The 24,403-nt window shown below is 62.3% G+C and carries 23 protein-coding genes; 16 read left to right on the top strand and 7 right to left on the bottom strand.

Going from position 1 to position 24,403, the window contains the following annotated elements:
* Positions 1-44 precede the first annotated feature (44 nt).
* The 14 genes from rpsK (at position 45) to IPL79_02940 (ending at position 12,167) form a co-directional block, all read left to right on the top strand.
* The gene (gene rpsK / locus IPL79_02875; GenBank protein MBK9069938.1) at positions 45-431 is read left to right on the top strand and encodes a 30S ribosomal protein S11; all 387 of its coding nucleotides are present in this window, start codon (positions 45-47) and stop codon (positions 429-431) included.
* A gap of 61 nt (positions 432-492) precedes the next feature.
* A complete protein-coding gene (locus tag IPL79_02880; protein ID MBK9069939.1) occupies positions 493-1,506 on the top strand; it encodes a DNA-directed RNA polymerase subunit alpha in 1,014 nt (337 codons plus the stop codon).
* Positions 1,507-1,539: 33 nt separating this feature from the next.
* The gene (rplQ, locus tag IPL79_02885; GenBank protein MBK9069940.1) at positions 1,540-2,001 is read left to right on the top strand and encodes a 50S ribosomal protein L17; all 462 of its coding nucleotides are present in this window, start codon (positions 1,540-1,542) and stop codon (positions 1,999-2,001) included.
* 246 nt (positions 2,002-2,247) lie between these two features.
* Positions 2,248-3,753, top strand: coding sequence for a hypothetical protein (locus tag IPL79_02890; GenBank protein ID MBK9069941.1), 1,506 nt, complete (start codon positions 2,248-2,250; stop codon positions 3,751-3,753).
* 71 nt (positions 3,754-3,824) lie between these two features.
* The gene (locus IPL79_02895; protein MBK9069942.1) at positions 3,825-4,142 is read left to right on the top strand and encodes a flagellar biosynthetic protein FliO; all 318 of its coding nucleotides are present in this window, start codon (positions 3,825-3,827) and stop codon (positions 4,140-4,142) included.
* Positions 4,135-4,299: a hypothetical protein gene (locus IPL79_02900; GenBank protein ID MBK9069943.1), complete on the top strand. Its 165-nt coding sequence runs from the start codon at positions 4,135-4,137 to the stop codon at positions 4,297-4,299. Before IPL79_02895 ends, IPL79_02900 begins: the two co-directional genes overlap by 8 nt.
* On the top strand, positions 4,257-4,781 hold the full coding sequence (locus IPL79_02905) for a hypothetical protein (protein MBK9069944.1): 525 nt from the start codon (positions 4,257-4,259) through the stop codon (positions 4,779-4,781). Before IPL79_02900 ends, IPL79_02905 begins: the two co-directional genes overlap by 43 nt.
* On the top strand, positions 4,778-5,059 hold the full coding sequence (locus IPL79_02910; GenBank protein MBK9069945.1) for a hypothetical protein: 282 nt from the start codon (positions 4,778-4,780) through the stop codon (positions 5,057-5,059). Before IPL79_02905 ends, IPL79_02910 begins: the two co-directional genes overlap by 4 nt.
* Positions 5,056-5,613: a hypothetical protein gene (locus IPL79_02915; protein ID MBK9069946.1), complete on the top strand. Its 558-nt coding sequence runs from the start codon at positions 5,056-5,058 to the stop codon at positions 5,611-5,613. The genes IPL79_02910 and IPL79_02915 overlap by 4 nt, the downstream gene beginning before the upstream one ends.
* 173 nt (positions 5,614-5,786) lie before the next feature.
* Positions 5,787-7,211: a TolC family protein gene (locus IPL79_02920; protein ID MBK9069947.1), complete on the top strand. Its 1,425-nt coding sequence runs from the start codon at positions 5,787-5,789 to the stop codon at positions 7,209-7,211.
* A 52-nt stretch (positions 7,212-7,263) separates the two neighbouring features.
* On the top strand, positions 7,264-8,352 hold the full coding sequence (locus tag IPL79_02925) for an efflux RND transporter periplasmic adaptor subunit (protein MBK9069948.1): 1,089 nt from the start codon (positions 7,264-7,266) through the stop codon (positions 8,350-8,352).
* 38 nt (positions 8,353-8,390) lie between these two features.
* Positions 8,391-10,418 (top strand): efflux RND transporter permease subunit, encoded by a 2,028-nt coding sequence (locus IPL79_02930; protein ID MBK9069949.1) that lies wholly within the window; start codon positions 8,391-8,393, stop codon positions 10,416-10,418.
* A gap of 78 nt (positions 10,419-10,496) precedes the next feature.
* Entirely contained in the window at positions 10,497-11,558 is a 1,062-nt protein-coding gene (locus IPL79_02935) for an efflux RND transporter permease subunit (GenBank protein MBK9069950.1), read from the top strand.
* A 174-nt stretch (positions 11,559-11,732) separates the two neighbouring features.
* Entirely contained in the window at positions 11,733-12,167 is a 435-nt protein-coding gene (locus IPL79_02940) for a winged helix-turn-helix transcriptional regulator (protein MBK9069951.1), read from the top strand.
* A 65-nt stretch (positions 12,168-12,232) separates the two neighbouring features.
* Here the strand turns inward: IPL79_02940 and IPL79_02945 are convergent, their stop codons facing one another.
* The 7 genes from IPL79_02945 to IPL79_02975 all read right to left on the bottom strand — a co-directional run bounded on the left by IPL79_02945 (position 12,233) and on the right by IPL79_02975 (position 21,277).
* Positions 12,233-13,144: a DUF481 domain-containing protein gene (locus IPL79_02945; protein ID MBK9069952.1), complete on the bottom strand. Its 912-nt coding sequence runs from the start codon at positions 13,142-13,144 to the stop codon at positions 12,233-12,235.
* A 107-nt stretch (positions 13,145-13,251) separates the two neighbouring features.
* Positions 13,252-13,731 carry a hypothetical protein gene (locus IPL79_02950; protein ID MBK9069953.1) on the bottom strand — a complete coding sequence of 160 codons (480 nt, stop codon included), beginning with the start codon at positions 13,729-13,731 and terminating at the stop codon, positions 13,252-13,254.
* The gene (locus tag IPL79_02955) at positions 13,718-17,665 is read right to left on the bottom strand and encodes a serine/threonine protein kinase (protein ID MBK9069954.1); all 3,948 of its coding nucleotides are present in this window, start codon (positions 17,663-17,665) and stop codon (positions 13,718-13,720) included. Before IPL79_02955 ends, IPL79_02950 begins: the two co-directional genes overlap by 14 nt.
* 197 nt (positions 17,666-17,862) lie before the next feature.
* The gene (locus IPL79_02960) at positions 17,863-18,654 is read right to left on the bottom strand and encodes a uridine kinase (GenBank protein MBK9069955.1); all 792 of its coding nucleotides are present in this window, start codon (positions 18,652-18,654) and stop codon (positions 17,863-17,865) included.
* 15 nt (positions 18,655-18,669) lie between these two features.
* A complete protein-coding gene (locus IPL79_02965; GenBank protein MBK9069956.1) occupies positions 18,670-19,497 on the bottom strand; it encodes a uridine kinase in 828 nt (275 codons plus the stop codon).
* Positions 19,494-20,678, bottom strand: a complete 1,185-nt coding sequence (locus tag IPL79_02970; protein ID MBK9069957.1) for a hypothetical protein — start codon at positions 20,676-20,678, stop codon at positions 19,494-19,496. The genes IPL79_02965 and IPL79_02970 overlap by 4 nt, the downstream gene beginning before the upstream one ends.
* Positions 20,679-20,827: 149 nt before the next feature.
* Complete coding sequence (locus IPL79_02975; GenBank protein ID MBK9069958.1) at positions 20,828-21,277, bottom strand: hypothetical protein; 450 nt, start codon at positions 21,275-21,277, stop codon at positions 20,828-20,830.
* 388 nt (positions 21,278-21,665) lie between these two features.
* Between IPL79_02975 and IPL79_02980 the strand changes: the two genes are divergently transcribed.
* Together IPL79_02980 and IPL79_02985 are read left to right on the top strand one after the other, a co-directional pair.
* On the top strand, positions 21,666-23,480 hold the full coding sequence (locus IPL79_02980; GenBank protein MBK9069959.1) for a hypothetical protein: 1,815 nt from the start codon (positions 21,666-21,668) through the stop codon (positions 23,478-23,480).
* A gap of 26 nt (positions 23,481-23,506) precedes the next feature.
* Positions 23,507-24,388 carry a hypothetical protein gene (locus IPL79_02985; GenBank protein ID MBK9069960.1) on the top strand — a complete coding sequence of 294 codons (882 nt, stop codon included), beginning with the start codon at positions 23,507-23,509 and terminating at the stop codon, positions 24,386-24,388.
* Positions 24,389-24,403: the final 15 nt, after the last annotated feature.

A 24,403-nucleotide genomic window follows, 5' to 3' on the forward strand; every position in this document is an offset into this window, starting at 1 on the left:
CCATGCGGCGCTGTAAGCCGCAAAGTCTCAAGTGGAGTTGACAGATGGCGCAAGCGAAGACCACCAAACGTAAAGTTAAAAAGAACATCCAAACCGGCGTCGCGCATATTGCGGCAACGTTTAACAACACCATCGTCAGCATCACTGATGTCAGTGGCAATGTGATTTCGTGGTCGTCGTCGGGCTCGTGCGGCTTTAAGGGCTCGCGCAAGTCGACGCCATTCGCGGCACAGCTGGCGGCCGAAGACGCGGCTCGCAAGGCGCTTGAACACGGCGTGCGCACGGTGACCGTCTACATCAAAGGCCCGGGTTCGGGGCGCGAGTCGGCGCTCCGCGCGCTCGCCTCTGCGGGATTTAAGATCAATCTCATTCGCGACGTTACGCCCGTGCCTCACAATGGCTGCCGGCCGCGCAAGCGTCGACGCGTTTAGGTATTTTTTCTAAGCGTTGGCTGTTGGCGCTCTTCCTTTTTCATGAACCCGGAGATTCTCGATGGAACCTAGCCCAGAACAAACCGCATTGATGGCCAAGAACTGGCGAGACCTGATTCGTCCACGCATGCTCGAAATCGAAGAGCGTTCCGAGACCTACGGTAAGTTTAGCTGCGAACCCCTCGAGCGTGGGTTCGCGACGACGCTTGGCACGGCGCTCCGTCGCGTGTTGCTTTCTTCGCTGCAAGGCGCAGCGGTCACGCACATCGCCATCGATGGCGCGCTGCACGAGTTCACGTCGCTGCCTGGCGTCGTCGAAGACGTTACCGATATCATCTTGAATCTCAAAGAGACCCTCTTCAAAGTCGAAGCCGACCGGACCTACCAGGTGCGGCTCGACAAGACGGGCGAAGGCCCGGTTACCGCTTCGGATATCCAATCCGTCGACGGCCTTGTTGTGCTCAACCCTGACCATAAAATCTGCACGCTGTCGCGCGATGGCAAGATTTCGATGGAGCTGACCATTACGACCGGCCGCGGTTACGCCCCTGCCGAGCGCCACTCCGCAGGCATTCCCGTTGGCACCATCGCAATCGATGCGTTGTTTTCGCCAATCAGGAAAGTTAACTTTACCGTCAACAACGCCCGCGTTGGCCAACAGACCGACTACGACAAGTTGACGTTTGAGGTTTGGACCAGCGGCGCGGTTCGGCCAGACGATGCCGTCGCTTTTGCGGCCAAGATTCTCAAAGAACAGCTCAACCTCTTTATCAATTTTGAAGAGATGGCCGAGCCGGTCGAAAGCCCGCGCGATGAGGCGGCTGAGAAACTTAACGAAACCCTATGGCGAACCGTTGATGAGCATATGCTTTCGGTCCGCTCGACTAACTGCTTGCAGGCCGCCAACATCAAGTATATCGGCGAGCTCGTGCAAAAGACCGAGCCGGAGATGCTCAAGACCAAGAACTTCGGCCGCAAGTCGCTCAAGGAAATCAAAGAGCTGTTGTCGAGCATGGGGCTTAGCCTCGGCATGAAACTCGACAATTGGCCGGGGCCGAACCCACTTAAGAAATAGCCTAACATTCAGAAGTAGATAGGTAGACAAGTCATGCGTCATCAGAATTCGGGCCGTCGTCTAGGCCGCAATAGCTCACACCGTAATGCGTTGTTTAACAATTTGGTCACGGCGCTCGTTGCGCGTGGTCAGATTGAGACCACCGAAGCTAAGGCTAAGGAGCTGCGCATGTTCGCAGAGCCCGTGCTGCAAATTGGCATCGATGTATTGCCGCTGATTAACAAGGGCGATAAGGCCACCAAAGAAGAGAAAGCCAAGATCGTGGCGGCCAAGCGCGCCGCTCGAAAAGTGCTTCGTCCGCCGACCGCCCCTCGGGATCTTTCCCCCTCGGCGTTGGCAGCGTGGCGGCTTGAAAACCCAGACGCTATGGCCCGACTTTTTGGCGAAGTCGCGCAAGGCTTGGCCAAGCGCAAAGGCGGCTATACGCGGGTCCTCAAGTCGCGCATCCGCAAAGGCGACGCGGCGTCGATGGCCATTGTTACGCTGGTTGCGTAGGTTGCGCATAAGCTAACGGGCGGCGGTCACGCTGGCCAAATTGTAAGACGCGACGATGGTCGCGTTTTCCGTTTTCGGCAACGCACTGCCAGCGGTCGTTAAAGCACCGAGCAGCCCACGGGGAAAAGGCGGCGGTTTGGTGGCCCCGACCGGCCCTGCCGAGGGAATGTGACAATTCGCGCGCAAGAACGCTTTTTTTACACAGCGTCAGAGGTTTCGCATATAGAGGCCATCATTGGAGGCCTCATGCGACAACTGAGTTTTTTGTTGGTTTCACTCGCGATTCTGGCAGCGTGCCGTAACGATAGCGGTGGCAATCCCCCGCCTCCGGGACCGATCCCTAACGGCGATGACGTTGAGATTTACAAGATTCAAGGTGATCTTGAAGTCGGCTCAGTTATCAATGTTCGTGGCGTGGTTGTCACGGCCGTCGATAATTTTGGCGCGCGCAAAGGCAATATTTGGGTTCAGGAACCAGCCGGCGGCGAACTATCCGGAGTCATGGTCTACGGCGTGAGCCTCGACACCGTGGCGACGCTTTCGGTCGGCGACATCGTCGATGTTGAAAACGCGGTGAAAGATGAGTTTGCGCTTGAGGCGGACACCTCGGGACGCACGACCACTGAGTTGGTGCCGCCTGAGGGCGGGGAGCTGCTCGTGAAGCGAGTTGGCACGGGCGACGCGCTCGCGCCCGCGATCATTGACGCCATCGAAGTGGCCGCGCTCGACGAAGCCGCCCGCGACGCAACCTGGGAAAAATGGGAAGGTGTTTACGTCACCGTCGAAAACATCGCAGCGCAGTCGAGCTTGCGAAGCATTAGCGCGGACGACCCTACCTTTGTGGAGTTTAAGGGCACCGGGGGCCTGCGAATTGATTCCAGCTTGACGGCGTTGCCCGAGTCAGTGGATATCGGCGCGTGCTACGGCTCGGTGACCGGCATCCTCGATTATTTCTTTAACTACAAACTCTTGCCAACATCCGCGGAGGATTTGGTTGCTGGCGATAGCTGCCTGCTGCCAGAAACTGATGCGCAGTGCGATGATGGTCTCGACAACGATGCCAACGGCTTTGCCGACTGCGCGGATTTTAGCTGTGGTAACTCCGGGCTTTGCGCGACGACGATTAGCGCCGTGCAAAGTGGCGACGTGGCAGGTTCGGTTCAGTTCGTCGACGTCGTGGTGACTGCGGTAGAGACAACGCAGGCCGGGGTGCGCAAGGGTATTTGGATCCAAGACCAGGGCGCGGCGGCGCTTAACAATGGCGTCTATGTCTTTAGTTATGCCGGCGGCGCGACCCTGCCAGAGTCCGTGGTTGTGGGCTCGGTGATCGATGTCGTCGGCTTGACCAAGGAATACGTGGCCGCCGATGGCACCGATCCGCTGACGGAAATTACCACCGCCACGATTACGCCCAAAGGCACGACGGTGTCGCCTGCGGTGTTAACCGCCGGCGTATCTATCGACGGCATCACCAATCCGACCACCTCTGAGCAATTTGAGGGCGTACTTGTGACGCTGGCAAATGTGCCGGTGCTCGAAAACGCTTTGACGTTTGGTCAATGGACGGTCGGCACCGCGGAGCTCAGCCTCATGCTCGACGACGTTGCATCCGGCGCCTCGATCGTGCGGCCAGCAGTTGGCGCCTGTTTGGCCTCCGTGACCGGCGTCGTGCACTACAATGCGTTCGACAAAAAAATCTTGCTCCTGCCGCGCAGCCCAGCCGACGTGGTCGCTGGCGGCACCTGTAACTAGCGAGCTGACCGCGAGGGTTGCGCCGCCGGCGTGCGCGCGAGATGTCACAGCCCTGCGATACAAGTCGCGGCATGGTTGGGGATGGTGGGTTGCTCGCGACGACGGTGCTCGTCTTGCTCGCCATGTGCGCGGCCATCCTCGCGCTCGCCGTTGTGGCCCGCAGGTGGGGCATGCCGTGGCTGCGCGGCGTAAGTGAGCGTTTGCATGGCACCTCCGCCGAGCCGGCGCGTATGGTCGTGCTGCAGCGGCTGGCACTGGGGCCACGGCGAAGCCTCGTGCTGATTGCCGTCGACCAGCAGACGCTGCTGCTTGGCGTGGGCGATGGCGGCGTCGCGCTGCTTGCCGAGGTGTCAGCACCGGCACCGGTTAGGGGAGGCAGCGATGGCTGACGTACCGTCGTGGGTGGTGTGGATCGTGGGCCTGGGTGGGGTGGTCTTGCTGACGAGCTTTGCCAAGATGACCGTCGTGCTGGCGCTCTTGCGCAATGCCTTGGGCGCGCCAGGGTGCCGAGCGCGGTTATTACGACGGCCTGGGCCGCCGCCTTGACCATCATCGTCATGGCTCCCATTTTTCTTGTGGCGCGGGAGGCAGCGCCCCAGGCGCAGGCGCGCGCGGGAGACGCTGGCGGGGCGGTCGCAGCCAATTCACGGCAGGACGTCCTGGCGACGGCCGAGGCGGCGCGTGAACCCATGCGGGGTTTTCTAGTCAAGCATGCGGCGGCGGCAGACGTGGAGGTATTTCGCAGGCTGGCCGCCAAAAGCGGTCGTACAAACGTGGCGTCCAATGATTGGTTGGTCGTGGCGCCGGCGTTTGCGCTGACTGAGTTTCGCGAGGCGCTCATGTTGGGCCTGATCCTGATGCTGCCATTTTTGGTCTTGGACGTAGTTGCGGGCGTGGCGCTTTCGATATTGGGGCTGGGAAATGTCGCGGTCGCGTCGGTTGCGCTGCCGCTTAAGCTGATGCTTTTTATTTTTATTGATGGCTGGCGCCTCGTAAGCGAAACGCTCGTCAGCGGGTACTTCCCGTGATGGAGCTGCTCCACGAGGCGTTGGTACTGGCGCTGTGGCTGGTGTTGCCACTGCTAGGGGCGTTGGTCATCGCGGGGTTAGTGTCGACGGGGTTAGGCTGGTGGCTTGGTCATGTCGATACCGCGCTATCAGCAGGGATAAGGTGGGCCTTGGTCTTGGTCGCGATCGCATGGAGCGTGCAATTCGGTGGGGCGCGCGTGGTGGCATTTGCGCGCAAAGCATTTGCGCCGACGCATGTATCGGCCGCGCCGCCCGCCCGCGGCGAGCCACGGCCATGAGCACCGGCATTAACGTCGGGGTGCTTGGGGGTCACTCTCCGTCTGCGCTCATGATGGCGCTCTATGTAGTGCCCGCGTTCGTCGTCAGCGGGCTGCTGATTCCCGTTGTGCCCCGCCTGGGATGGGTTGTGCTGACCGTGGTGGCGTGGGCGTTCGCGGCGGCACTTGGAGCGGAGCTAGGGGTTGAGCTTGACGGGGCCCGCCTGCTGCAGTCGGTGGTGTCGGGGCTGCTGCTTGGATGCGTATGCGCTTTGCCGTGGTTGGTGTTGCAACTCGGGGCGGGGGTGTTTCCGGGGCGACACGCAGTGATGGCAAAAATGCTTGAGGTTGCCGTGCTGTGGGCCTTTGTGGCGGGTGGCGGGTTTCATCGCTGGTCGAAATTACGATCTCCGCCGCACGGGTGGGCTTGGTCCATCAACCCGGAGACGTCGCGCGATGGGTGGCTGCGGCCGCCGTGCATGGGATGTGGCTCGGGGTGTCCGTCGCGGCGATGGCTGCGCTGTTCAGCGTTGCCATCTCAGGGATCGCGCCGAATTTGGATCCCGAGCAGGTGATCGGGGTGAATGGATTCGTCGGGCTAGTCGTGTTGTTGATGTTGGGGCCGGTCATACTCCGCGCCGTAATGGGTGGGAGCGCCGAGGTATTTGGCGGTTGGTCGCGCTTGCGGCGAATTGACGCGTGCGGCCCAGGCCTACCGGCCCCAGCAAAGTATGCTAAGACCCCGAGCGTGCAACGATTTTTCCTGTTGGGGTTAATCGCCGTGTCGCTCCAAGCCAACGTGGCGTGGGCTCAGCCGGTTGCGCAGGCGGATGCGGCGCAAGACGCAAGTGGTTCGCCCGCTGCCACGTACGAAACGGCTCTGGCTAGCGAGCTCGGTCGCCCGGGCGGCCTAACGGCGATACAGGCCGCGGAGCGCGCGCTCAAGGCGAGCCCAGAACTGCGGGCCAAAACGGCCGAGCTGTTGCAAGCGCAGTCGCGGGCCGCGGTCGCTAAACTGTCAAACGTGCCGTACCTGGCGGTGGGCGCGAGCTATACCCGCCTAAGCGATGTCGAAGATCCGCAGTTTGGCCCCGGCATTTCCTTCGAGATTCCAAATCATAGCGCCTCGCTGAGCGCTACGCTGACGCTTCCTATCACCGACTATTTGTTTAAAAATCCACGCTACATTCGCGCCGGCAAGCAGGGGCTAGAGGCGGCGCAGTTTGGTCAAACGGTCTCGCGCTCAGGCATCGTCTTTGCCGCACAGAGCGCCTATTACGAGTGGGTCCGCATCACCTTGCAAGTGGTGGTCGCCGCTCAGCTGGTGGCACAACTCGAGCAGACGCTCAGGCAATTGCGCGCCCAGGCCGATGTCGAGCGCTTGGCCAAGGCCGAGGTGCTAACCTTCGAAGCCGAAATGGCACGCGCCGAACTCGCGCTCGCCCAAGTTAGGAGCCTGGCCGAGATCCGCGAGGCGCAGCTGCGAATTCAAATTGGGGCGTCGCCGTCGGAGGTGTTGCTGATAGGCGAACGGCTAGGCGATGAGGCGGTAGACGGCGAGGACGCGCTGGCGTCGGACGCGTCGGCGTTGACGGCTCGCGCCATGGCGGCGCGCGCGGACGTGGCGGGCATGACGCGCACGATCGCCGCGCAGGAGACGTTGCATAAGGCGCACAAGGCCGACATGCTGCCCAAGCTCGCACTTTTTGGCCAGGCCTCGTACGACAATCCCAACCAACGCATCTTTCCGATGCAAGATAAGTTCACCTCGGCCTGGGCGGTGGGCGCGCGGCTAACCTGGTCGGTTAACGACCTCTTGTTTACGCTGCCAAAGCTGGATGACTCACAAGCAGCACTGAGCGCGCTGCGCGCCAAGCAAGAGCTGCTGGCGCAGGGCGTATCACTTGAGGTTTTGTCGGCTAAAAAGCAACTTGAGCTGGCGCTTGCCTCGCTCGCCACCGCGCAACGCGGCGTCGCGGCAGCCGAAGAGGGTGCGCGGGTGCGGGGGGCGCTGTTTGACGCTGGCCGCGCCACCAGCCTGGAGCTAATTGGCGCACAGACCCAGCTGACGCGCGCGCGCGCCGACGCGATCAACGCGCGCATTGATATTCGCATCGCAAGCGCACAATTTCAAAGGGCCCTGGGCGATGCGCCAACGGGAGTGCAGCCATAGCTGCCGACAAGTTTCGCAGGCACGAGGTCCGTGTGGGGCCGTGAGGAGTCAAATGGTGGGTCAAGCAGAGAAACGATTTGTTGGAGCGGTCGCTGGCGGCCTGATGGCGGCAACGCTTGCCTTGGGTGGGTGTGGCGGCAAAGAAAAGACCAAAGGAGCGAAGGTTGCCGAGGCGGTGGTGCAGGTGGCTACCGTCGCCGTGGCCGAAGCTGATGCGCCGGCCTATATAACGGTCACGGGTACGGTGACTGCGGACCAATCGTCAAACGTCGCGGCGCAGGTGCCGGGCAAGGTGTTGGCCGTGTTGGTTGAGCTGGGGCAGGAGGTCAAGGCCGGGCAGCCGCTCTTGCGGCTCGATACGTCAAATGCGGCGCTGGGTGCCGAGGAGGCGCAAGCGCAGCTGCGAGCCGCGACGGCGCAAAGGGCCAACGGCGAGACCGAATGCGCCAAATCCAAAGAGCTGTTCGACAAAGGCGCCATCTCAAAGTCGCAATACGAGCGCGAGCGCGTGGGATGTATCGCCTTAGATGAAACGCTGGCGGCGGCCACCGCGCGCACCAAGAGCGTTGGCAAGGCGGTAGGCGACGGCGTCATTCGCGCGCCCTTCGCGGGTATCGTAAGTGGCCGGCGCGTCAACGTTGGCGAATGGGTCGCACCAGGCATGGGTCTAATTACGATTGTCGATGAAGAGCCGCTAAAGCTCGAGCTGTCGGTGCCTGAGCTTTACACCGGCAAAGTCGCCAAGGGACAGCCGGTCCAATTTTCCGTGGCCGCGTTCACGGGGCAGCAATTTGCCGCGACCATCGCGCGCATGGGCGGCGAAATTGGACGTCAGACCCGAACGATGACCGTGGAGGCCGATGTGGCGCCGGGGTCGCCCGTTCGCGCCGGCATGTTCGCCGAGGCGCGCATCGTGCTGGGCACTGAGAAACGCGTGATGGTGCCCAAGACGGCCCTGATCAAGCGAGGCATGTCGTGGCGCTTGTTCGTGGTCAATGGTGGGCGCGCCGAAGAGCGCGTCGTCGAGCGCGGCGTCGAGGTGGGGGACCAGGTTGCCATTCAAAGCGGTCTGACCGCTGGCGAACGCGTGATCTCGCCAATTCCCGAGCAAGTGGTGGACGGCGTGACGATTAGCTTTTAACCGCGAATGCCCATGCACGTTCTATCCAGGAGCTCAATATGCAGTGGTTAAGCGCGATTTCGATTCGTCGGCCGGTGTTCGCGTCCGTGCTGATTTTGGCGTTGGTGGTGGTCGGCGCGGTGAGCTACACACGGCTTGGCGTCGATAAGTTCCCAGAGGTAGACTTTCCAATTATTGTCGTAACGACCATCTATCCCGGGGCCTCGCCTACCGCGGTAGAGGCCGACGTGACCGACAAGATCGAGGCGGCGGTCAACACGGTGAGTGGCATCGACACGCTGTCGTCGATCTCGACCGAGGGCGCATCGCTCGTCGTGGTGCAGTTTCAGCTCGAGAAAGACGTCGATGTCGCGGCGCAGGAGCTCCGCGACAAGGTCAGCACGCTGCGCGACCTGCCCAGCTCGGGCGAGCCGGCGACCGTACAAAAACTTGATCCTGGCGCGGCGCCCGTTATCAACTTTGCCGTCCGCGGCCCGAGCGACCGACCCTCCGACATTCGCGAGCTGACGCGCATTGCCGAGACGATAGTTAAGCGTCGCCTTGAGAGCATCGCGGGCGTGGGGCAGGTTCAGGTGATTGGCGGGCAGAAGCGGCAGATCCGCGCCGTCGTCGATCCGGCGCGCCTGCGGGCCTATGGCATCTCGGCGCTAGAGGTGCAGCGTGCGATTGGCATCAGCAATGCGAGCATTCCAGGTGGCCGGCTTGAACTGGGCGCGAAAATTTCGAGCATGCGCATTGACGGCCGCGCCACCTCGCCCGCCGCGCTCGGCGACATTGTCGTGCGGCAAGTCGGCAATACCCCCGTCCGGGTGTCCGACCTGATCGTCGATGGTAAGATTGAGGATACCGTCGACGACCCGACATCGCTAGCCCTGCGCGATGGTCAGCCGACAATCCTGGTATCGGTGACCAAGCAGTCCGGTGCCAACACGATTGAAGTGGTCGACACGGCGAAGGCGACGCTTGCGAGCATCGCGGGCAGCTTGCCCGCCGGATACAGTCTCGATATTGTACGCGACAATTCTGAGCTGGTGCGCACCAGCACGTCCCAGGTGCTCGAGCACTTGGTGGTAGGCAGCCTGCTCGCTGCGCTGGTCGTGCTGATGTTCCTCGGCGATGTGCGGTCGACGATCATTTCGGCAATTGCGATTCCAGTTTCGATTATCGGCAGTTTTCTCCTCATGGCGTGGGCTGGGTATACGCTGAACATGATCACCTTGTTGGCGTTGGCGCTCGCGGTAGGGATTGTGATCGACGACGCGATCGTGGTGCTCGAGAACATCCACCGCTTTATCGAGGAAAAGGGGATGAAGCCGTTTCCGGCCGCCATGGCGGCGACCAAGGAAATTGGCCTAGCGGTGATGGCGACGACCCTGTCGCTGATGGCGGTGTTCTTGCCCGTCGCCTTTATGAGCGGCATCGTGGGACGCTTTTTGTCGTCGTTTGGGCTCACCATGGCGTTTGCCATCCTGGTCTCGATGTTGGTGAGTTTTACGCTGACGCCGATGATGGCGGCGCGCATGCTCAAGCCCCACGATGCGGGGCGGACACCCAACGCGCTGCAGCGGTTTTCCGAGGCGTTCTACCGCCCCATTGAGCGCGTCTATCTCGCGATGCTGAGGTGGTCGATGACGCATCGCTGGGTGATCGTGCTCGTTAGCGTAGGGCTCATGTTCACGGTGCCGACCTTGGCAGGCAAGGCCGGCGCGGGGTTCTTGCCGCAAAATGACGAGGCGCATTTCGAGATCTATATCAAGACCAAGGAAGGTTCTGGCCTTGATGCCACGACCCTAGTCGCCGAGCGCATCGCCCGCCGGACGCGGGCGCTGCCGGGCGTCGCGCATACGTTGGTGACTGTGGGGGCCAATACGCAAGAGCAGCCCAACGTGGCCAATGTGTATGTGCGGCTGGTCGACCCAAACCAGCGCACGCTGTCACAGGATGCGATCATGGAGCTCGCCCGCAAGCGCGTGCTGGGGATGTGCCCGAGGGCACGACCGTTGCCGCTCAGCTCGTCGCCGACTTTTCGGTTGGCACGCAAAACTCGATCGTGGCCTATGTCATAACCGGGCCGGATTTGGACCGCCTCGAGCGCACGGCCATGGCCGTGCTCAAGGAATTTAAGAAGGTGCCGGGCGTGGTGGATGCCGACCAGCGTGGTCGACCCTATGCCAGAAACCACCGTGCGGCCCGATTTTGCGCGGGCCGCGGCGCTCGGCGTGGACGGTGCCGACATTATTGGCTCGTTGCGCCTTTTTATCGCCGGCAATACCGCCTCGACGTTCGAAGATCGCGGCGAGCAATACGATGTGGTCGTGCGCGGGCCGGAGCGCTTTCGCTCGCATATCGAGGCGCTGGCCATGCTGTCGGTACCGTCTCGCACCCTGGGGAGCGTCCCGCTCTCGGACGTCGTCGTAATTGATGCCGGCACCGGGCCGGCGCAAATCAATCGGCTGTCTCGGATGCGCCAGGTCGCAATAACGTCGAATCTGGCCCCGGGGGGCAAGGAAAACGAGGTGATGGCGGCGCTAGGCAAGATTGTCGCAGCGCAAAAACTACCGCCGGGTTACAAGGCTGAACCGTTTGGTCGCTCGCGCGAGTCAGCGAAGGTAGGGGCCGCGTTTGCGTTCGCCTTTTTCCTCGCCTTTGTCTTTATGTACCTCGTGCTAGCCGCCCAGTTTGAATCCTGGGTGCATCCGTTGACGATTCTAATTTGTCTGCCACTGACCGTGCCATTCGCGCTCATGGCGGTCATCCTGTTTGGCATCCAGCTCGACATGTTTTCGATGCTTGGGCTCTTGGTGCTGTTTGGGGTGGTCAAAAAGAACTCGATCTTGCAGATCGACCAGTCCAACCAACTCCGTGCCACCGGCATGCCGCGCTTTGAGGCCATCATGGAGGCCAACCGCAGCCGCCTGCGGCCGATCCTGATGACCACGGTAGCCTTTGTCGCCGGTATGCTCCCGCTGGTATTCTCCCATGGCATTGGCAGCGGCTTCTCGAAGTCGATGGCGAGCATTGTCGTTGGTGGGCAAACGCTTTCGCTGCTGCTCACGTTGCTGGCGACGCCGGTGTTCTATTCGCTCTTTGACGACGCCGGCCTCGCCGTGAAGCGCGTTCTGGGTCAACTATTCCCGCGGCAGGTCATCGACCGTGGCGAGCAGGAGGTGCTGGCGGCGTCAAGCAGCCGGACCAATGAAGGTTAACCGACTCGGTTAGACCAGTGTTTGGGGGCTTCACGCCAGCGCACATGCGCGCCACAGGCAGGGCGGGTGCATCGCCAGCACGACGTAGCTGGCCGGTTTTCTCTGCGCATTCTCTTTGCAACCACTCGCAACGCGCCTGGGATTTTGCTATCAAATGCGTCTGTTTGGGTGGATATGGGCGCGGAACGCACTGACCTTCGTCAACTTTTGTGGCTAGTGCAGAGTGAAATCTCGCGCGAGCTCAATGCGCTGCGTGCCGAGCCAGCAGCCAAGTCGCCGCTGCGACCCGTTCACGAACAAATTCTCTCGCTGGTTGGCGAACGGGGTCAATACATGACGGATCTTGTGGCCGGCCTGTCGCTCCCCAAGCAAACCGTCAGCGATTTGGTTGCCGAGCTGGAACGCAGCGGTTTTTTGCAGCGAATTTCCGACCCCGATCACGGTGTGAAGAAGCGAGTTACGCTGGGCACGAAAGGACGCAAGTGGCTCGGCCAGCAGCATGCCTATCTCGACGCCGTCGAAAAGCGGTGGATCAAGCAAGTTGGCAAAAAAGACCTAGAGGCCCTGCGCGCGACGCTGGTGCGGCTCGCTCGCGTTTCTGAGGCGTAGCATCTGCCGAGCGAAACACGCTGAGCCGACCAGCTAGCGGTTGTGGCGGCCGCAATGCGAACGCCCTAGAACAGCGCGTAGATGAGCGACGCCTTTGAAATGGTGTCTAATTTATCGGCTTCTGGGACATACCCTGGCGCAAAGGTGTAGCCAGCGATGGCGCCCAGCGGCGCAGGGTTGGCGTCAAACTTGACCGCAAAGCTTACGTTGAGCGAGGCGCTCTTGCTTAGCTTGGTGGTGATGCCGATTTGGGCGTTGACTCGCAAATCTTCCCCGGCCCCTGCCGTGCCTGTTGGCGTTTCCAGTTCGTTGACATTGATCAGCGCCTCGACGCTGGTGTCAAAGCTGGTGTCGTCGCCAAGCTTGTTTTTGTAGCCGACAAAGGCGCGAGCGGAATGGATGTGGACTGAGGTGCCAGGGCCGGTGCCGACAAGGTTTTCAAATGAATAATCGTAGCCCAGCTCGGCGACGGCTTCGCGGTCGGCCTCTTTGAGCAAGTATCGAGCATAACCAAGTTGGCCGCCGGCGACCAATTCCTTGCCGGCCAGCTCATCGCCGCTCATAAGGCCCGCGGCCCAGAGGGTGTCTGTGGTGCTGAGGAACTTATCAAACCGGCCCTTGACGGCCCAGCTCTGAGCGGTGGTCTTATAGACCGTATCGAGCTCTTGGTCGCTAGAAATGATTTGGTCATTGCCTGCGTCCACCACCGTCAGCGCGCCATTTTTGGCGAGCGCCCCCGCAAGCGTGAGCTCAAGCTTGGTCTCGGGTGTAAGCCGTGAAATCTTGCTGCCGCCCGTAAACGTTAGATTGGCCGAGTTGCCGGTGGTGACCAAGGCGCCAGCTTCCGCGTTGGCGCTCCACGCCGGGGCCTTGACGTCTTTGACGGCGGCTGGGTCCGGGCGGGCAGGCGCCTGGGCATTCGCCGTGTGGGCGTGCAGGAGCAGCGAGGTTAGCGTGGCGGTGAAGAGGGGAAGCATGGGCCGCATAGGTAGTCCTTTGTCAAGATTTGGCGGACCTTACGAAGAACCTCTTGCGCCGGCAAGGCAGTGGGCCACGGAATGCCGGGCGGCCCGTGCCGGTTGCGCTAGACGTGCATGACTTTGACCCCGGAAAGCCGATCCCATAGGACCGCGTGACTCGGCCATCCATCCAAGCGCAAGGTCGCGCGCGCCCATTCGGCGATCGGCAGACACACCAGCACGGGCGAGACCAGCGAGCTCCATGTCGCGGCGGGATAGCGCGCGGCGAGCCAGAATCCCAGGATGGCGGGCGCATAGGCAAAAAGAAACCGCGCCGCCATGGTTCGCGACGGGGGGCGTTCGCGGCCCTGTAGCGCGACTAGCCCGAGCAGCTTCATGCCGAGCGTGCCCTCGAATTCGCGGTGCATCGCGAGGTGCAGCACGGCGTGGGTTAGCCAATAAAGGGACAACTCATCGACGGCGAAAAATATCCATTGCAAGGGCGCCGCGACGAGGGCCGTCACCAGCGCGTCGATGAAGCCCGCATAAGCGCGCAGCACCATGAGGCGGTCAAAACGCGGCGCGGCGCGCTTAATTGCGCCCATATGCGCGCAACGCCCCGTGGATGGCCTCGATAAGGTGCGTCGCCGACCCGACGCGCTCATTGACATCCTTTGCCAAACAGCTCAGGACCAGGGCATCAAGCTCGGGCGTAAGCTCCGGCACCAGCGACGAGGGCGCGGGCGGTGGCGTGTGCACGTGGTGATACATGACAGCGCCCTCGATAAACGGGGGCTGGCCGGTCAGCAGCTCGAACAGGGTGCAGCCCACCGCGTAGAGGTCCGCGCGATGGTCGATGTCGGTGCCGAGCACTTGCTCGGGCGCCATATATAGCGGCGTGCCACGCACCTCGGTCTTGCGAATGGCGAGTTCATTGACGACCCGTGCCAGGCCGAAATCGCCGAGCTTGACCACGCCCTCGCGCGACACGAAAATATTGGCGGGCTTGATGTCGCGATGGATGATCCGTTTGCTATGGGCGTAGGCGAGGCCATTACACAATTGCTCGATAATGGCCAGGGCGCGCTCGGGGGGCAGGGGTTTTACCTGCTTGAGGATGCCCTCAAGCGTGGTGCCGTCGACAAACTCCATGATGAGCAAGGTTTGCGCGCCCTGCGAGGTTTGATCGTAGACCGAAACGATGTTGGAGTGGTTTAGTTGCGCGAGCGACTTGGCCTCTTGCACAAAAAACGCCATCGCTTGCGGGTGCTCTCGCAACTCGGGCGAGAGAATCTTGATCGCAACGGCACGTTCGAGGTTGGTATCCCAGGCGTGAAACACCAAGCCCATGGCGCCGCGGCCAAGCTCGTTGATGATCTGGTAGCGTCCGAGCAGCAGCGTGGTTTGGGTTTCCAGCCCGGGCAAGGACAGGCCCCCGCCGCCGCTAGTGGCGCCGCCGCCGGCGAAGCTGCCAGCAAAGCCGGTCGCGCCAAACCCAGTGGTCTCGCCGCCGCCCATGCTTCCGAGCTCGCTGATGCGGACGCCTTGCGTCATCGAGGGCGCGGCCATCATGTGTGCGGTTTGCATCTCCGCAGGCGCGTTGTGCATCGACTGCAGATAGTTGTCAGGTGGGCCATGATCGGGCGGCATTGCCGGGCCCGTGCCATCGGCGAGGGTAAGGCCGCCGGTAAGTCCGCTTGATGACGGCACCCCCTTGGTGCTCGCCGCCTGTGGCGCTTGTGCCTTCACGGCTTGACGTTCCAGGGTGAGGCCGCCCGAGACCTCGGCTAGCTTGCGTTCCCGTTCGAGATTGACGTGGATCTTGTGAATGGTGAGCGTTGGTACCGAGATCGGACGCGTGAGCTTAGTGCCGTTGCCGTCGATGACCAGCATGTAGGAGCCAACCGGCAGCTTGAGCAACGCCTCGCCATCGCGATTGGTCATGGTGGTGGTGTCGGTTTCGCGGCCTTCGATCCAAAGCTTGACGATCGGCGACTGAACGTCGGAAATATGAATCTTGACATCGGCATAGGTAGGGGCCAGATCGATGGTGGCCAGCTCGCTGCCGCCCCGCTTAAGCGTCACGAAGCGCGTACAACTTTCATCTAGCTCGCGCAGTTCGTCGCCGCGGTCGTAGACGCCAACGACGTGGACAAACCATTGGCCGGGGACAAGTCGGAACTGCGTCGAGGGCCCCGCCAGGTCGACGGTCTTGCGGGTGCGCTTGTGGCCATCGCGCTTGGCCGACGCGCGAAAGGCGTTGGGGTCGCCCAGCGAGGGGCGCGCCGAAAGCTGAGACACGACGATGCGAAAGGCCTCGTTGCGCCCGCCGGGGTCAGACTTGATCCTGACCTCGATGATGCCGTAGCCGCGAATCCACACCACGAGCCCAATGACGAAGAGCAGCAGCACCACGCCCGCCGCCAGGGCAACGAGCTTCATGTTGATCGTCATCCAATCGAGCTTGGGGATGACGGCCGCGGCGCCATTGCCGCGCGCCGACGCGGGGTCAAAGACGAACGCCTCAATGCGCATGCCGCTACCGCTCTTGCTCGCCCCAATAAGCAACACGCCATCACTCTGCATGTCGCGTGCGAAGGCCGCGAGCTCGGGGGTGAGGAGGTTGCTCTTGGAAAATGTCTCATCGCCAAGACGGACGACGACATTGAACGGCGGTTGTGACAGGGCCTTGCGAACCACATCGAAGGCCGCATCGCGATCGAGGACGATAGGCGTAAACAGCGAGTCCTCGGTGAGCCAGCCCACGGCGATGCGACGCCCGCTAAAGGCCGCCGCCCCGGAGGAGGCAAGGAGCTCGCGCATTTGGCTGACGATTGGGTCACTCCCAAGCTTGGGGCCTTCGCTGGCGGTGGCGGCCGCCGCCTTGGTGTTCGTGCTTGTGGCCGCGCGCCCATCCTTGAGCGAGGGCATAAACGATTCCATCTTGCCAACGAGCGTGGCGCTGGCCTTGGCACCCTCGGCATTTCCCGAAGAGGTGAGGGCGGTGCTTAGGTTGCGGTTGAGCTCGATGTTGAGCGGATACAGCTGGGCGGCGCCGGCAAGCATCGTCGCGGCGTCGGCGGGTGTTGCGGCGGTCTCGGCACGCAAGGCTAAGACGAGCAACGAGGGCGAGGCGTTGCCATCTAGCGCCTTGAGGGCCCCGGCGCTGTCGCCAGCCGCGCGCAAGGCGCGAGCTTGCTCGTGGGGCAGCCCGGCGTGGGCATAGGCGTCGCCTGCGGCGCGGTAATTGCCTTGGGCGATATAGATGCGCGCTTGCAATTCCCATGTTGCGCCATCTTCGACGCCCGCGGCGCGCGCGGCCGAGAGGTCCTTGCTGGCGCCGTCGACATCGCCATCGCGCAATTTGAGTTCAGCGCGCAGCCGTAGCCCTGAAGCGCTGCCGCCGGTCGCGGCCGTTTCGATGGCGCCTTTGAGCTGCCCGATGTCGCTCGGGCGCAGATCATCGAGTGAAATCAGCGAAAGCGCGCGATCGCGATCGACATCCGCGGTGGCGCTGCGAATCGCCAGCTTGGCGCGCAGATGCCGGGTGTCTTGCCCTAACGCTTCGGCGGCCACCAGGGTTTTGCGCTCAAGCTCGGGCGAAAGCGATTTGCTTGGCAGCGAGCTTAGAAATGAGATGCCAGCCGGCGTCGGTGCGGCTATGATCTTGCCAATCGCCTTGTCGCGGCGCGCGCTATCGCCGCGCAAGTGGGCCAGCTCCGCCTCGACCGCCCAGTAATCGGGGGTCGTCGGGGGGATACCCTTGAGCTCTTTTTCTGCCGCATCCAGATCTGCCAAGGAAAACTGCGCCCGCGCCCGCGCAATGCGCGAGCGCGCATCGGTGCCGGTCGCGACGCTAGCAATATCTTGTGGCGAGCCAAACCGGCCGACCAGGTCGATGCGCGTCTCGGCGGTCAGCGAGGGCGCCGTCCACACCGAGCGCGCTAGGCTTCGGGCGGCGCCGCTTTCGAGCACGACGCTTGGGTCCGCGGCGCTGAGGCGGGCCGCTGCCTGCAAGGCATCACCGTGAACCAAAAAGGTTTCGGCCGTGGCGTACGTCGCGAGCGAGGGCGCCGAAATGGTTGGCAGCGAGCTGACGCCGCCGAGTGTCTGGCGGGTCCCATCTACGGCGGCGCGCACCAGTTCGGCGACATTGTCATCGGTCGAGGTCGCGGTGTGCGCGGCAACGATGTCGCCGTTGCTGTCGATAACGTGGACGATCATGCGCAAGGTATTGCCATTGCGAATGACTTCGCTTTGGACGCCATATTTGGCGCCGCTTGCGGTAAACACCTCGCCGGGCTTGCTGCGATCGAAGGTGGATATGGCACCGCGCACGACGCCGCCCTTAGCGAGCAGCGTGGTGCCCGCGACGACCGGACGATCGTCGCGGGTGAGCGCCTGACGCAATAATAGCGAGGCGGCCGCGGCCTCGGTGGCTACATAAGGATCGCCGTACACGTCCGCGACCACGACGGGCTGAGCCTCGACGACGGTGGCCGATGTCATGCTCCATGTGGCCGCGAGCAAGAGGGCCACGCCGCTTCGTCGAACTAGGAGCGCCAGAAGCGCATGAAGTTGTCGCACCTAATGATCATGCATAATCGGCCAAGCAAAATGTACCCGGGCATCCCAAATATGACGGGATTACGCAGGGTAGGCCCTTGTGCGACCTCGCGCGCCATGTGGGCAAGCGTGCAGCCCCGGCGGCCAATTTGCGCACGCTATCGAGCGGCCTAATGGGCAGAAATGATGGTGCCGTTGTCCTCGCCGCGCAGTGCGCGGAGGACCTCGCCGGGACGCAAGCCGTTTACGATCTGCAGCTCCTTGCAGAACTGCGCGCGCTGCACGTACTCGACCACCACCCGCTCAACGACCACGTCAGGCAGCTGCTTGGCTTCAAGTTCCGCGGCGGTGATGCGCGGAATATGGACGGCTGCCGCATTCTTTTTGGGGTCGTCAGTATAGAGGCCTTCCTCATCCTTGATGAAGATGGCGCGAGGCGAACCGAGGAACTCGGCGGACAAAAATACGCCGGCGTCCGTGCGATGGGGCGGGATGCGGCTGCCTTCGCTGCGCTTTTCCCAGTAGCCAAACGGCGGCATGCCGCTCATGACCGGAATGCACCCCATGGTCAGGTACAGCGGCAGCTTTTCAAAGTCGTCGGGCAACATGTAGATCCCGCCGTGCTTGGCGAGCAGCATCTGCACCATGCGGCCGTTTTGCATCGGGATATATTTGCCGAGGGTGGCCATAATGCCGACCGGCATTTCGAGGTCGGAGGCAATGGAATAGATGTGACGCGCACGCGTGCCACCGCCTACCAAGACAACGACTTGAATGCCTTCTTGCCGCGCCGCGACGATTTCGTCGAGAATGGGGTAGAGCGCCGTCTTGCCGCGATCGAGGACGCTTTGGCCGCCGATTTTAACGACGCGCACCTTCGGCATTAAGGCGACTGGGGTGTAGGCCTGCGAGTGGTTGGCGTCTAAGGGCTTCAGCAATGATGAGATAGCGATTCGTTCCATGGCGTGCTCCTGGCGTTAGCCCTTGGTGACAATGGTGCCGACGTGCTCGCCCGCGAGCGCGCGGGTGAGCATGCCAGGCTTTAGGCCATTGATGATTTGGATGCTGGTGGTGTTCTTGGCGTGTTCCCACGCGCGATAGAGCGCCGGGTCGAGAATATTTTCCGGCAGCGGCTTGTCGAGCAGCTCGCGCAGGGTGATCTTAGGAATAAAGGTCGCGCTCTTTTCACGCTTTGGATCGGCGGTGTAGAGGCCGTCTTCATCTTTAATGAATATGAGCTGCTTCATGGCCAGCACTTCGGCCATTTGAAAGAGCCCAAAGTCCGAGCCGTGGTCAGGGAGACTGCCTTCCTCTGGGGGCGGCTCCCAGAAGTGAAACGGCGGCACCGAGATGGCGATCGGCAAAATGCCGGACTTGAGATACAGTGGCAGATCCCAAAAGTGGTCGCGTTGCATCGGCATCGAGCCGTGGCGCGCCAGCAAGGTATTGAGCAAGATAGCGTTGAGCTCTTCCATGGCGCCAATGAGCTGCGCGATGCCGCCAACGGGAATGCCGAGATCTTGCGCGACTGCCATGGTGTGCCGCACGCGCGTGCCGCCGCCGACGCCGATCATCATCTTGTGCTTTGGAATAAGCGGGATAATCTCTTCGACGAGCGGCATGATGGCCGCCTTGCCTCGATCGAAGATGCTCTGGCCGCCGATGCTTATCAGCGTGACGTCGGGCAGAATCTGCAGATCGCGTTCGGTCTCGGTGCCCTTGAGCACGTCGCGATTTTGCAGCGATTCACGCATGAGCGCCGAGGAGATGTGGGTGCGGCCATCGCCGGTTACGAGTTGAGTCATGGTGGTTCCTGGGAGGCGGGGGGAGTTTCTGATGGAGGGGCAAGCAGCGGCAGCGCGATCATGCCCGAAAGCGCGCCGAATATGGCATGAACCAGCAGGCCGGGCAGCAGGATCGCGTAGACAATCGCGGGAGGCTCGGTCGCCACCGTCACCAGCATGACCGTGCCAAAACGGCCGAGTGCGGCGATGACGCCGACGATGGACCACACCAGCAGGCGGCGTGCTCGGGCCTGGCCCGCGACGCGGTGCGCGAGAGGGTAGAGCAAGTCAATGATAAGGCCCGGCATGATGTGCTTGGCGATTTCGAAGATGCCGTAGCGGCCGTCGCCAAGCAGAAACGCCACCGTGCCCATGGTGGCGCCGGTGAGGGTGGCGCCAAACTTGGTGCGTGTCTTTGCCGCGGCAAGCAGATAGAGCGGCAGCAAGATCACGCCTTTGTGTCCCGGCGCAAACGGCAGCCCAGGCAGCAGTTTCAGCATTTTGATGCCAATCATTGTCAGGGCCATGCCTGAAATAACCGCGATGTCGCGGCGAGCGTCTGCGGACAAATACGCAGGATCTGCCTGGTCGGTGGAGCCCGCGACGCGGTCGAGATGAGCCGAGACGCGCGCGACGTGGCGGTCAAAGGCGGCGACGAGCACGCTCGCATCGCCCATGGCCAGACGGCGAACTGATTGCATGAAGCCTGGCGCGGCGTCAGACGTCGTCGTGCCGTCGCCCACGGCCTGGGGGGCTGCGCCGCGAAACATCCCGCGGCCGCCACCGCCACCACCACCGCCACCGCCGCCACCACCACCACCACCGCCACCACCGTCGAGCAACAACAGCGTGACATCGATCGCGGTTGCAATACCATTAGGCAGCCCGATAGCGCGCAGTCCCGTCGCAATGGCGCGGGCATCCCCCGCGCGTGCAAGTTGTGAGCTCAGCACGACGATGACGATCCTCAGCACCATAGCGCAGCCGTAGAGCGCCGACGTGGCATTGAGCCGGAGCGTGAACCACCCAAGATCGATGGCATGCCATTGGTCGCGCGTCGGCTGCTCGCTGGCGAACAAGCTGAAGCTGGCGATGATTAACACCGACATCGGCACCAGCTTGCGCAGCTGGCGCCCGAGGGTGCCCAGCCCAATTCCGGCGGCGAGGTACATGGTCGCCAAGGCCATGGCAACCAGGAGCAAGGCCGCCGCGTGATGAACGAAAAAACGCCCAGCGCCACCAACAACACGAAAAGCACGCGCTGTCTTGGGGTTACCCATGAAGGTAGCCGGCCGATCACCGCCGCAACCTAACAGCAATCCCGTGGGTAGGCGCCGCGTTTGGGAAAAAATCAATCGCGGTTGCTCATCCAGGCCTGCGCTTTCTTCAGCAGATCATCCGCCGTAAACGTCAGCTCCACGGCATCGTCGGTGAAGGCGCCGAGGTGGCGGTGCGGGATCTCGACGCGCGCGAGCCGTCCCGTGATGCACTCGGTAAGATCGGCTCGCAGCGAACTCGCGGTCAGCTGCAGCGCGCCAAGCCGGGCCGAGTCTGCTTGCGCGGTTAACTGAAACCGGATCGAAATTGCGCCGCGAACGTCCGCGACGTCATCGCGATCGGCAACACACAGCGCCGCCTCGTTGGCGAGATATTGCGGGAGCCGGCGTCTCACGGCGAGTTGTGCTTCGCGCTGCAGCGTCGCCTCATCTGGTGGCGATTCGGCGAGAATAGGCGTTGAGACGATTTGATCCGCAGGCGCCAATGCTTCAGGTGTAGGTGTCGTCGCGACAGTGTTGACCATAGTAGGCGTCGATTTTGCGTCAATACGCGGCCGCGACGCCCCGTCGTGCCCGCGTTCTGCAGTAGCCTTTAAAGTATCGTGCGTCGAGTTTGTGTTCCAAGGCCGGGTATAAAGCAACCATGTGGTCGCGGCCAACGCGGCGAGCGCGACCGTCGTCCACATTGCTCGCGTGCTTCGCGACGATGCCATGACTCAGTATGCGACGCGGCGCCGCGCTTGACCAGCGGCATCGCGGCGCTGAGCGGGGTGGGGGCGCACACCCCGAATCTGGGGAGTATTCCCCCAGCCTGCGGCAAAATTGCCATGCGCGCCTGCGCCGCAGCGGCCTCTGCGCTCGGCACGAACCTTGCTGTAACAAGCCGGTAACGTCGATTTACTAGGAGACACTATGAACAAGCCAATGAAACAAAATGTGCGTGCTTTGACGGCCCTGGCTGCCCTGGTGGCTCTTTCCTCGGTACCGGCGACCGCTAGCGCGGAAGAAGCGCTGGAAGGGCAGCTCTTTGAGTTGTTCAACGGCGACGGCGCCGGCACCTACCTCGAAAACGAGCGCCTTGGAAATCCAGTCCAGCGCACTAACAATAATCAAATCGGCGCGGGCGCCGAGCATACGCGTTGCGCCTTGGCGACCGAGGGCGCCGGCACGCGCCTGGTTTGTTTCATGACGTCGTCGTATACGGTCAACGCCGTGCCGGTAAACAACACGGTGCAAAGCCTTTGCGTCAGCGCCGCGCTTAGCGCCACCGGCGGCATTACCGATGTCGTGTCACGCTACGTGACCAACAACACGACCAACAATAACAATCGCCGCAACGGTCATGACCCAACCGCCGCGACGGTGCTGGCTGGCACGGCGGTCCTTACGACCTATGAATATCGCCCCAACGGCGCCAACAACACCAACGTGTATGGCCTGGTCGTCGGCCCCCGCTGCGAGGAGCTTGCCCCCCAAACGCTGCTGTTTACGCAAAACAACGACAACGTGCTCGGCTCGGCGCAAGTCGTCACCAACGTTAGCAATCTCGAAGATTCCGCAACCACCACCCGCACCGTCATCTCGGGCATCGGCAACGGCAACGGCGAGGACGCCGGTTGGACGCTTGGCCTCAAGGTCGTCAAGACCGGCAACACCATCACCGTCAGCCGATACAAGGCTGGCATCATGGTCGAAGAAGAAGAGCGCTCGCGCTCGAGCGTGGCGCCGATGATCGCGGCCGACCGCGTCTTGGTTTGCTCGGCCGTTGGCAACACGCAACCGCCAAATCGCGGCGTCGACTGCGCTATCATGGATATGTCTGAGACGCAAAACCTCGGCATTCGCCAATCGCGCCTCGCCAATAAGCGCATCATGGCCGCCGGCAATGGTTATCGTTATGCGACGCCAGGCGTGGTCGCGGTGCGCGATGCGGCCGGCAACCTGACCGGCGACTATATCGTGCAGGTGGTCGAAGTTGATTACCAAAACCGCATCGGCAAGACCAAGGCGCCAACGCGGCTTGGCCTGGCGGTCGTGCGTGCCGACGGCGCGCTGGGTACCATCGATATCGTGTCGCCTCCAAACTTTTCGCTCGGCGGCCTTGGCGACGCTGGCCATCCCCAACTTTGCGGCGCCAACATGGGCGACGACGGCGCCTTTCGCGCCGTGGTTATGCTGCCCAGCATTATCGGCAACGTCGGTGGCGGATCGCTGCGCACCTTTAAGTTCGACACCGTCACCAAGGCGCTGACGCTTGAGACCAGCAACCAGTTTGCGACCGACGGCGGCTGGATGTCGCAAATCTACGGGCAAAACCCAAATACCCCGCAAGGCCGCAACCACGCCAGCTGCATTCCAAACGTGCCCAACCCTGGCTTTGGCATGGCCAACGGCTTTATGCCGCTCGCCAAGAACTTGCTCATCATCCCAACCTCGTATCGCAAGTTTCGCAACAACGATTCGACGCAGGGCATGTCCGAGAAGCTCGCCTTTGGCATCGGCGTGTTTGCCGCTGAAACGGTGCCCCCTGGCACGGAGCCAACGGACCCAACCGACCCAACGGATCCGACCGACCCAACTGACCCCGGCAACCCCAATAACCCCGGCAACGGCAATGCGGGTGGCGGTTGTTCCGCCGGCGCTGGCGGCCTTGGTGGCGCCCCGATGCTGATGGCCATGGGCCTGCTGCTGGCACGCGCGCGCCGCCGCGGCATGAATCGCAACTAACGAGCTTCAGAAAGAGGAATCCCGTGATGAAATCAATCAAGCTCTTTTCAATCATGCTGGTGGCTGGGGCCGGCTGCGTTGGCACCATCGACCCGGGCACGCCCGATCCTGTCACCCCACCTCCCGCAGGCACCGCAGAGGCGACGTTTGTGGCCGAGGTGCAGCCGATGCTGCGCGGCTGCGCGGGCGGTGGCAGCGGCTGCCATGAAGGCTCCGACGCTAATCAAAGCTGGTCGCTGTTTCTTGGCGAAACTGGCGCGGCAGACGACTACGACAAGATCGTTACGGACCTAAACGTCAACGGCAATTTTAACGGCGGCGGCGCGGCCTTGCTCACCAAGCTGGTCGGCCCACACCAAGGCATGGCGGCGTGGACGCAAACTCAAATCGACGCGATTTCCGGCTGGCTTGCCGAGGAGGCCGATGAGCGCGGCATCACCGGCGGCCCACCGCCCGACGATGGCTCGGTTAACGCGTTTCAGGCGATGGAGCGCTTCTCTGGCTGCATGGATATTACGCTGTGGAACAATGCCAACATGGGCACGTGGAGCACGCGCCAGGCCAACGGCGGCACGGCATGCGCCGGCTGCCACAATGCCGGCGCGGGCGGCCTATACATCTCGGCCAACACCGCTACCACATTTGACAATGCGCGCAAGGAGGCCACGAGCTTTGGTTGGTTTCGCCCCATCCCCGATCCAAACCTGCCGGGTTCGAGCATCGTCGAGCCGAACTATGGCGTGTTCGCGGCCTTTGGCGGCGACGGCAGCACGCATCCCAACTTTGGCTACTTGCCAAACAACGAGTATATGGTGCGCCTGAAGACGTTTAACGACGCGGTCATGGCGAAGTTCCTTAATCCCGCCGACCCTTGTCGCACCACGCCGCCGGGCTATCCGGCTCCGTAGGCAAATTGCCGAGCT

This window comes from Myxococcales bacterium, from assembly GCA_016716835.1.
Taxonomy (GTDB): domain Bacteria; phylum Myxococcota_A; class Polyangia; order Haliangiales; family Haliangiaceae; genus JADJUW01.

Excerpts from the sequence above, each read along its gene's own strand:
- IPL79_02945 (MBK9069952.1), bottom strand. The coding sequence starts at position 13,144 with ATGCTTCCCCTCTTCACCGCCACGCTAACCTCGCTGCTCCTGCACGCC.
- IPL79_02930 (MBK9069949.1), top strand. The coding sequence starts at position 8,391 with ATGCAGTGGTTAAGCGCGATTTCGATTCGTCGGCCGGTGTTCGCGTCC.
- IPL79_02915 (MBK9069946.1), top strand. The coding sequence starts at position 5,056 with ATGAGCACCGGCATTAACGTCGGGGTGCTTGGGGGTCACTCTCCGTCT.
- rpsK (MBK9069938.1), top strand. The coding sequence starts at position 45 with ATGGCGCAAGCGAAGACCACCAAACGTAAAGTTAAAAAGAACATCCAA.
- IPL79_02985 (MBK9069960.1), top strand. The coding sequence starts at position 23,507 with ATGAAATCAATCAAGCTCTTTTCAATCATGCTGGTGGCTGGGGCCGGC.
- IPL79_02890 (MBK9069941.1), top strand. The coding sequence starts at position 2,248 with ATGCGACAACTGAGTTTTTTGTTGGTTTCACTCGCGATTCTGGCAGCG.
- IPL79_02935 (MBK9069950.1), top strand. The coding sequence starts at position 10,497 with ATGCCGACCAGCGTGGTCGACCCTATGCCAGAAACCACCGTGCGGCCC.
- IPL79_02895 (MBK9069942.1), top strand. The coding sequence starts at position 3,825 with ATGGTTGGGGATGGTGGGTTGCTCGCGACGACGGTGCTCGTCTTGCTC.
- rplQ (MBK9069940.1), top strand. The coding sequence starts at position 1,540 with ATGCGTCATCAGAATTCGGGCCGTCGTCTAGGCCGCAATAGCTCACAC.
- IPL79_02940 (MBK9069951.1), top strand. The coding sequence starts at position 11,733 with ATGGGCGCGGAACGCACTGACCTTCGTCAACTTTTGTGGCTAGTGCAG.
- IPL79_02975 (MBK9069958.1), bottom strand. The coding sequence starts at position 21,277 with ATGGTCAACACTGTCGCGACGACACCTACACCTGAAGCATTGGCGCCT.
- IPL79_02880 (MBK9069939.1), top strand. The coding sequence starts at position 493 with ATGGAACCTAGCCCAGAACAAACCGCATTGATGGCCAAGAACTGGCGA.
- IPL79_02900 (MBK9069943.1), top strand. The coding sequence starts at position 4,135 with ATGGCTGACGTACCGTCGTGGGTGGTGTGGATCGTGGGCCTGGGTGGG.
- IPL79_02950 (MBK9069953.1), bottom strand. The coding sequence starts at position 13,731 with ATGGGCGCAATTAAGCGCGCCGCGCCGCGTTTTGACCGCCTCATGGTG.
- IPL79_02965 (MBK9069956.1), bottom strand. The coding sequence starts at position 19,497 with ATGACTCAACTCGTAACCGGCGATGGCCGCACCCACATCTCCTCGGCG.
- IPL79_02925 (MBK9069948.1), top strand. The coding sequence starts at position 7,264 with ATGGTGGGTCAAGCAGAGAAACGATTTGTTGGAGCGGTCGCTGGCGGC.
- IPL79_02960 (MBK9069955.1), bottom strand. The coding sequence starts at position 18,654 with ATGGAACGAATCGCTATCTCATCATTGCTGAAGCCCTTAGACGCCAAC.
- IPL79_02980 (MBK9069959.1), top strand. The coding sequence starts at position 21,666 with ATGAACAAGCCAATGAAACAAAATGTGCGTGCTTTGACGGCCCTGGCT.